General features: G+C 54.3%; 4 protein-coding genes. All 4 read left to right on the plus strand.

The window, feature by feature from the left end; translation table 11 throughout:
- The first annotated feature begins 1 nt into the window (after window position 1).
- The 4 genes from FDX03_RS11685 to narI are packed head-to-tail and all read left to right on the plus strand — an operon-like array spanning window position 2 to window position 6,664.
- Window positions 2–3,745 carry a nitrate reductase subunit alpha gene (locus tag FDX03_RS11685; RefSeq protein WP_137345962.1) on the plus strand — a complete coding sequence of 1,248 codons (3,744 nt, stop codon included), beginning with the start codon at window positions 2–4 and terminating at the stop codon, window positions 3,743–3,745.
- Window positions 3,742–5,280, plus strand: coding sequence for a nitrate reductase subunit beta (gene narH / locus FDX03_RS11690; RefSeq protein WP_101742308.1), 1,539 nt, complete (start codon window positions 3,742–3,744; stop codon window positions 5,278–5,280). The genes FDX03_RS11685 and narH overlap by 4 nt, the downstream gene beginning before the upstream one ends.
- Entirely contained in the window at window positions 5,277–5,987 is a 711-nt protein-coding gene (gene narJ / locus FDX03_RS11695; RefSeq protein WP_048211471.1) for a nitrate reductase molybdenum cofactor assembly chaperone, read from the plus strand. The genes narH and narJ overlap by 4 nt, the downstream gene beginning before the upstream one ends.
- The gene (gene narI / locus FDX03_RS11700; protein WP_137345963.1) at window positions 5,987–6,664 is read left to right on the plus strand and encodes a respiratory nitrate reductase subunit gamma; all 678 of its coding nucleotides are present in this window, start codon (window positions 5,987–5,989) and stop codon (window positions 6,662–6,664) included. Before narJ ends, narI begins: the two co-directional genes overlap by 1 nt.
- Window positions 6,665–6,708: the final 44 nt, after the last annotated feature.

The raw sequence follows: 6,708 nt of genomic DNA on the forward strand, positions 1-6,708 counted from the left end.
GATGAGTAAATTCCTGGACCGGTTTCGCTACTTCAAACAGAAGGGCGAAACCTTTGCCGATGGGCACGGCCAGCTTCTCAACACCAACAGGGACTGGGAGGATGGATACCGCCAGCGTTGGCAGCATGACAAAGTCGTGCGTTCAACCCACGGCGTAAACTGTACCGGCTCATGCAGCTGGAAAATCTACGTGAAAAATGGTCTGGTAACCTGGGAAACCCAGCAAACTGACTACCCGCGTACTCGTCCTGATCTGCCAAACCACGAACCTCGCGGCTGCCCGCGTGGCGCGAGCTATTCCTGGTATCTCTACAGCGCAAATCGCCTCAAATATCCGCTGATGCGCAAACGTCTGATGAAGATGTGGCGTGAAGCGAAAAGACTGCACAGCGATCCCGTTGACGCCTGGGCCTCCATCATCGAAGACGCCGATAAAGCAAAAAGCTTCAAACAAGCGCGTGGCCGTGGCGGGTTTGTCCGTTCTTCCTGGCAGGAAGTAAACGAACTGATTGCGGCATCTAACGTCTATACCGTGAAAACCTATGGTCCTGACCGCGTTGCTGGTTTCTCACCGATCCCGGCAATGTCGATGGTTTCTTATGCTTCTGGCGCGCGCTACCTGTCGCTGATCGGCGGTACTTGCCTGAGCTTCTACGACTGGTATTGCGACTTACCGCCTGCGTCTCCGCAGACCTGGGGTGAGCAGACAGACGTACCTGAATCTGCTGACTGGTACAACTCCAGTTACATCATCGCCTGGGGTTCTAACGTACCGCAGACCCGTACCCCGGATGCGCACTTCTTCACAGAAGTTCGCTACAAAGGTACCAAAACTGTCGCGATTACGCCGGACTACGCAGAAATCGCCAAGCTTTGCGACCTGTGGCTGGCACCGAAGCAGGGGACCGATGCGGCGATGGCGCTGGCGATGGGCCACGTTATGCTGCGTGAGTTCCATCTCGACAACCCAAGTCAGTACTTTACCGATTACGTGCGCCGTTACACCGACATGCCAATGTTGGTCATGCTTGAAGAGCGTGACGGTTACTATGCCGCTGGGCGTATGCTGCGTGCGGCAGATTTGATCGATTCTCTGGGCCAGGAAAACAACCCGGAATGGAAAACTGTCGCGATTAACAGCAACGGCGAAATGGTTGCGCCAAACGGTTCAATTGGTTTCCGCTGGGGTGAAAAAGGCAAATGGAACCTGGAGCAGCGTGACGGTACGTCTGGTGCCGAAACCGAACTGCAACTGAGCCTGCTGGGTAGTCAGGATGACATCGCTGAAGTCGGTTTCCCGTACTTCGGTGGCGAAGGAACTGAACACTTCAATAAAGTCGAACTGGAAAACGTTCTGCTGCATAAACTGCCGGTGAAACGACTGCAACTGGCCGATGGCTCTACGGCTCTGGTGACCACCGTTTACGATCTGACCATGGCTAACTACGGCCTTGAGCGTGGTCTGAATGATGAAAACTGCGCGACCAGCTACGATGACGTAAAAGCGTATACCCCGGCGTGGGCAGAAAAAATCACCGGTGTTTCACGTTCTCAAATCGTGCGCATCGCCCGTGAATTTGCGGATAATGCCGACAAGACGCACGGTCGTTCGATGATTATCGTCGGTGCGGGTCTGAACCACTGGTACCACCTCGATATGAACTATCGTGGCCTGATCAACATGCTGATTTTCTGCGGTTGTGTGGGTCAGAGCGGCGGCGGCTGGGCACACTATGTGGGCCAGGAAAAACTGCGTCCGCAGACCGGCTGGCAGCCCCTGGCGTTTGCCCTCGACTGGCAGCGTCCGGCGCGTCACATGAACAGCACCTCTTACTTCTATAACCACTCCAGCCAGTGGCGCTATGAGACGGTCACCGCGCAGGAACTGCTGTCTCCGCTGGCGGATAAATCCCGCTACAGCGGCCATTTGATTGACTTTAACGTGCGCGCCGAGCGTATGGGCTGGTTGCCGTCCGCACCGCAGTTGGGTACTAACCCGCTGTACATTGCGCGTGAGGCGGAAAAAGCTGGGATGACACCCGTCGATTACACCGTTAAATCTCTGAAAGAAGGTTCTATTCGCTTTGCGGCAGAACAACCAGAAAACGGTAAAAACCATCCGCGTAACCTGTTTATCTGGCGTTCTAACCTGCTCGGTTCTTCCGGTAAAGGTCATGAATACATGCTGAAGTACCTGCTGGGTACCGAGCACGGTATTCAGGGACTGGACCTGGGTAAACAGGGCGGCGTGAAGCCAGAAGAAGTGGAATGGCAGGATAACGGGCTGGACGGCAAACTGGATCTGGTGGTGACGCTGGACTTCCGTCTGTCGAGCACCTGTCTGTATTCCGACATCGTGCTGCCAACGGCTACCTGGTATGAAAAAGACGATATGAATACTTCGGATATGCATCCGTTTATTCATCCGCTGTCTGCTGCTGTTGACCCGGCCTGGGAATCGAAAAGCGACTGGGAAATCTACAAAGGCATCGCCAGGAAATTCTCTGAAGTCTGTGTTGGTCACCTCGGGAAAGAAACCGACGTGGTGACGCTGCCAATCCAGCACGACTCTGCCGCCGAACTGGCGCAGCCGTTAGACGTGAAGGACTGGAAAAAAGGCGAATGCGACCTGATTCCGGGTGTGACCGCGCCGCACATCATGACCGTTGAGCGTGATTACCCGGCAACTTACGAGCGCTTCACCTCTATCGGTCCGTTGATGGAAAAAATCGGTAACGGTGGTAAAGGGATTGCCTGGAACACCCAGAGTGAAATGGACTTGCTGCGTAAGCTCAATTACACCAAGGCGGAAGGCCCGGCGAAAGGACAGCCTTGTCTAAACACGGCTATTGATGCCGCTGAGATGATCCTCACCCTGGCACCGGAAACAAATGGTCAGGTTGCCGTGAAAGCCTGGGAAGCGCTGAGTGAATTTACCGGACGTGACCATACGCATCTGGCACTGAACAAAGAAGATGAGAAGATTCGCTTCCGTGATATTCAGGCGCAGCCGCGCAAAATTATCTCCAGCCCGACCTGGTCAGGTCTGGAAGATGAACATGTGTCTTATAACGCCGGTTATACCAACGTTCACGAGCTGATCCCTTGGCGCACGCTTTCTGGTCGCCAGCAGTTGTATCAGGATCATCAGTGGATGCGCGACTTCGGTGAAAGCCTGCTGGTTTATCGTCCGCCAATCGACACCCGTTCGGTGAAAGAGGTGATGGGCGAGAAGTCTAACGGTAATCCGGAAAAAGCACTTAACTTCCTGACGCCGCACCAGAAATGGGGTATCCACTCCACCTACAGCGACAACTTGCTGATGCTGACGCTGGGACGCGGTGGTCCGATCGTGTGGATGAGTGAAGTTGATGCGAAAGAACTGGGTATCGAAGATAACGACTGGATCGAAGTTTTCAACAGCAACGGTGCCTTAACCGCCCGTGCCGTTGTCAGCCAGCGTGTGCCGGCCGGGATGACCATGATGTACCACGCGCAGGAACGTATTGTGAACCTGCCAGGTTCAGAAATTACCCAGCAGCGTGGCGGGATCCATAACTCGGTAACGCGTATTACGCCGAAACCGACCCACATGATCGGCGGCTATGCACATCTGGCCTACGGCTTTAACTACTACGGCACCGTAGGGTCGAACCGTGATGAGTTCGTTGTGGTACGTAAGATGAAGAACATTGACTGGTTGGATGGTGAAGGCAATGACCAGGTACAGGAGAGCGTAAAATGAAAATTCGTTCACAAGTCGGCATGGTGCTGAATCTCGATAAGTGCATCGGTTGCCACACCTGTTCAGTAACCTGCAAAAACGTCTGGACCAGCCGTGAAGGTGCCGAATATGCCTGGTTCAATAACGTTGAAACGAAGCCAGGTACGGGGTTCCCGACTGACTGGGAAAACCAGGAAAAATGGAAGGGCGGTTGGATCCGTAAAATCAACGGCAAGCTGGTGCCGCGCATGGGTAACAAAGCGCTGCTGCTGGGTAAAATCTTTGCTAACCCGCATCTGCCGGGCATTGATGATTACTACGAGCCGTTTGATTTCGACTACCAGACGCTGCACAACGCGCCTGCTGATAGCAAGGCGCAGCCGATCGCCCGTCCGCGCTCGCTGATTACCGGTCAGCGTATGGACAAAATCACCAAAGGTCCGAACTGGGAAGATGACCTGGGCGGCGAGTTCGAGAAACTGGCGAAAGACCAGAACTTCGAAAATATACAGAAGGCGATGTACGGCCAGTTCGAAAACACCTTCATGATGTATCTGCCCCGTCTGTGCGAGCACTGCCTGAACCCGGCGTGCGTGGCGACCTGCCCAAGTGGCGCCATCTACAAACGTGAAGAAGATGGCATCGTGCTGATTGACCAGGACAAGTGCCGTGGCTGGCGTATGTGCATCACCGGTTGCCCGTATAAGAAGATCTACTTCAACTGGAAGAGCGGGAAATCTGAGAAGTGCATTTTCTGCTACCCGCGTATCGAAGCCGGTCAGCCGACCGTTTGCTCTGAAACCTGCGTAGGTCGTATTCGTTATCTCGGCGTGCTGCTGTATGACGCAGATGCGATTGAAAGCGCGGCAAGCACCGAGAACGAGAAAGATCTGTATCAGAGTCAGTTGGACGTATTCCTCGATCCAAACGATCCAGCGGTGATTGAACAGGCACTGAAAGATGGCATTCCGCTGAGTGTAATCGACGCGGCCCAGCAGTCTCCGGTATACAAAATGGCGATGGACTGGAAGCTGGCGCTGCCGCTGCATCCCGAATACCGCACGTTGCCGATGGTCTGGTATGTGCCACCTTTATCTCCGATTCAGTCCGCTGCTGACGCGGGTGAACTGGGTAGCAACGGTATTCTGCCAGACGTGGACAGCCTGCGTATCCCGGTTCAGTACCTGGCGAACCTGCTGACAGCGGGTGATACCCAGCCGGTACTGCGGGCGTTGAAACGTATGCTGGCGATGCGTCACTACAAACGCGCAGAAACCGTAGACGGTAAAGTTGATACCCGCGCGCTGGAAGAAGTCGGGTTGACCGAAGCTCAGGCACAAGAGATGTATCGTTACCTGGCGATTGCTAACTATGAAGATCGTTTTGTGATCCCGAGCAGCCATCGCGAACTGGCGCGTGAAGCATTCCCGGAGAAGAGCGGTTGTGGTTTCACCTTTGGTGATGGTTGCCACGGTTCTGATACTAAATTCAATCTGTTCAACAGTCGCCGCATCGATGCTGTCGATGTGACCAGCAAAACGGAGCCGCACCAATGATTGAACTCGTCATTGTTTCGCGTCTGCTCGAGTACCCGGATGCTGCCTTGTGGCAGCATCAGCAGGAACTTTTCGATGCACTCGCGTCATCTGAAAACCTGGACAAAGAGGATGCCCAGACTCTGGGCGTTTTCCTGCGCGATTTAACTGCGCAGGACATGCTGGATGCACAGGCAAGCTATAGCGAACTGTTCGACCGTGGTCGTGCGACTTCGCTACTGCTGTTTGAACATGTTCACGGTGAATCCCGCGATCGTGGACAGGCGATGGTTGACCTGATGGCGCAGTATGAGCAGCACGGGCTACAACTCGATAGCCGCGAATTGCCAGATCACTTGCCACTGTATCTGGAGTACCTCGCACAGTTGCCAAAAAGCGAAGCGTTAGGTGGCTTGCAGGATATCGCCCCTATTCTGGCGCTGCTCAGTGCGCGTCTGCAACAGCGCGAAAGCCGTTACGCGGTGCTGTTCGATCTGCTGTTAAAACTGGCGAATACCGCTATCGACGGTGACAAAGTGGCCGAAAAAATTGCGGATGAAGTTCGTGACGACACGCCGCAGGCACTGGATGCTGTTTGGGAAGAAGAGCAGGTGAAATTCTTTGCCGACCAGGGATGTGGTGAGTCTGAAATTTCTGCTCACCAGCGTCGTTTTGCAGGGGCCGTTGCGCCGCAGTACCTGAACATCACCACCGGAGGACAGAACTAATGCACTTCCTGAATACGTTCTTCTTTGACATCTATCCGTATATTGCGGGTTCTGTCTTTCTGATTGGCAGCTGGTTACGTTACGACTACGGTCAGTATACCTGGCGTGCGGCTTCCAGCCAGATGCTGGATCGCAAAGGGATGAACCTTGCGTCAAACCTGTTTCACATTGGGATCCTTGGCATCTTCGCGGGTCATTTCCTGGGGATTCTGACGCCACACTGGATGTACGAAGCGTGGTTACCGCTTGAAGTGAAGCAAAAGATGGCGATGTTCGCGGGTGGCGCCAGTGGCGTAATGTGTCTGATTGGCGGTGTACTGCTGCTGAAACGTCGTTTGTTCAGCCCACGAGTGCGGGCCACCACCACCGGAGCGGATATTCTGATCCTCTCTCTGTTGGTTATCCAGTGTGCGCTGGGTCTGCTGACCATTCCGTTCTCCGCCCAGCATATGGACGGCAGCGAGATGATGAAGCTGGTGAACTGGGCGCAGACAGTGGTGACCTTCCACGGCGGGGCGTCTCAGTATCTGGATGGCGTGGCATTCATTTTCCGCATGCACCTGGTATTAGGTATGACGCTGTTCCTGTTGTTCCCGTTCTCGCGTCTGGTACATATCTGGAGCGTGCCAGTCGAGTATCTGACACGTAAATATCAGATTGTGCGCGCCCGTCATTAATTTCGCGTTGTAACGCACCAAACCCCGCTACGGCGGGGGTTTTT

Source organism: Citrobacter sp. wls827 (assembly GCF_005280875.1).
GTDB classification, from domain to species: domain Bacteria; phylum Pseudomonadota; class Gammaproteobacteria; order Enterobacterales; family Enterobacteriaceae; genus Citrobacter; species Citrobacter youngae.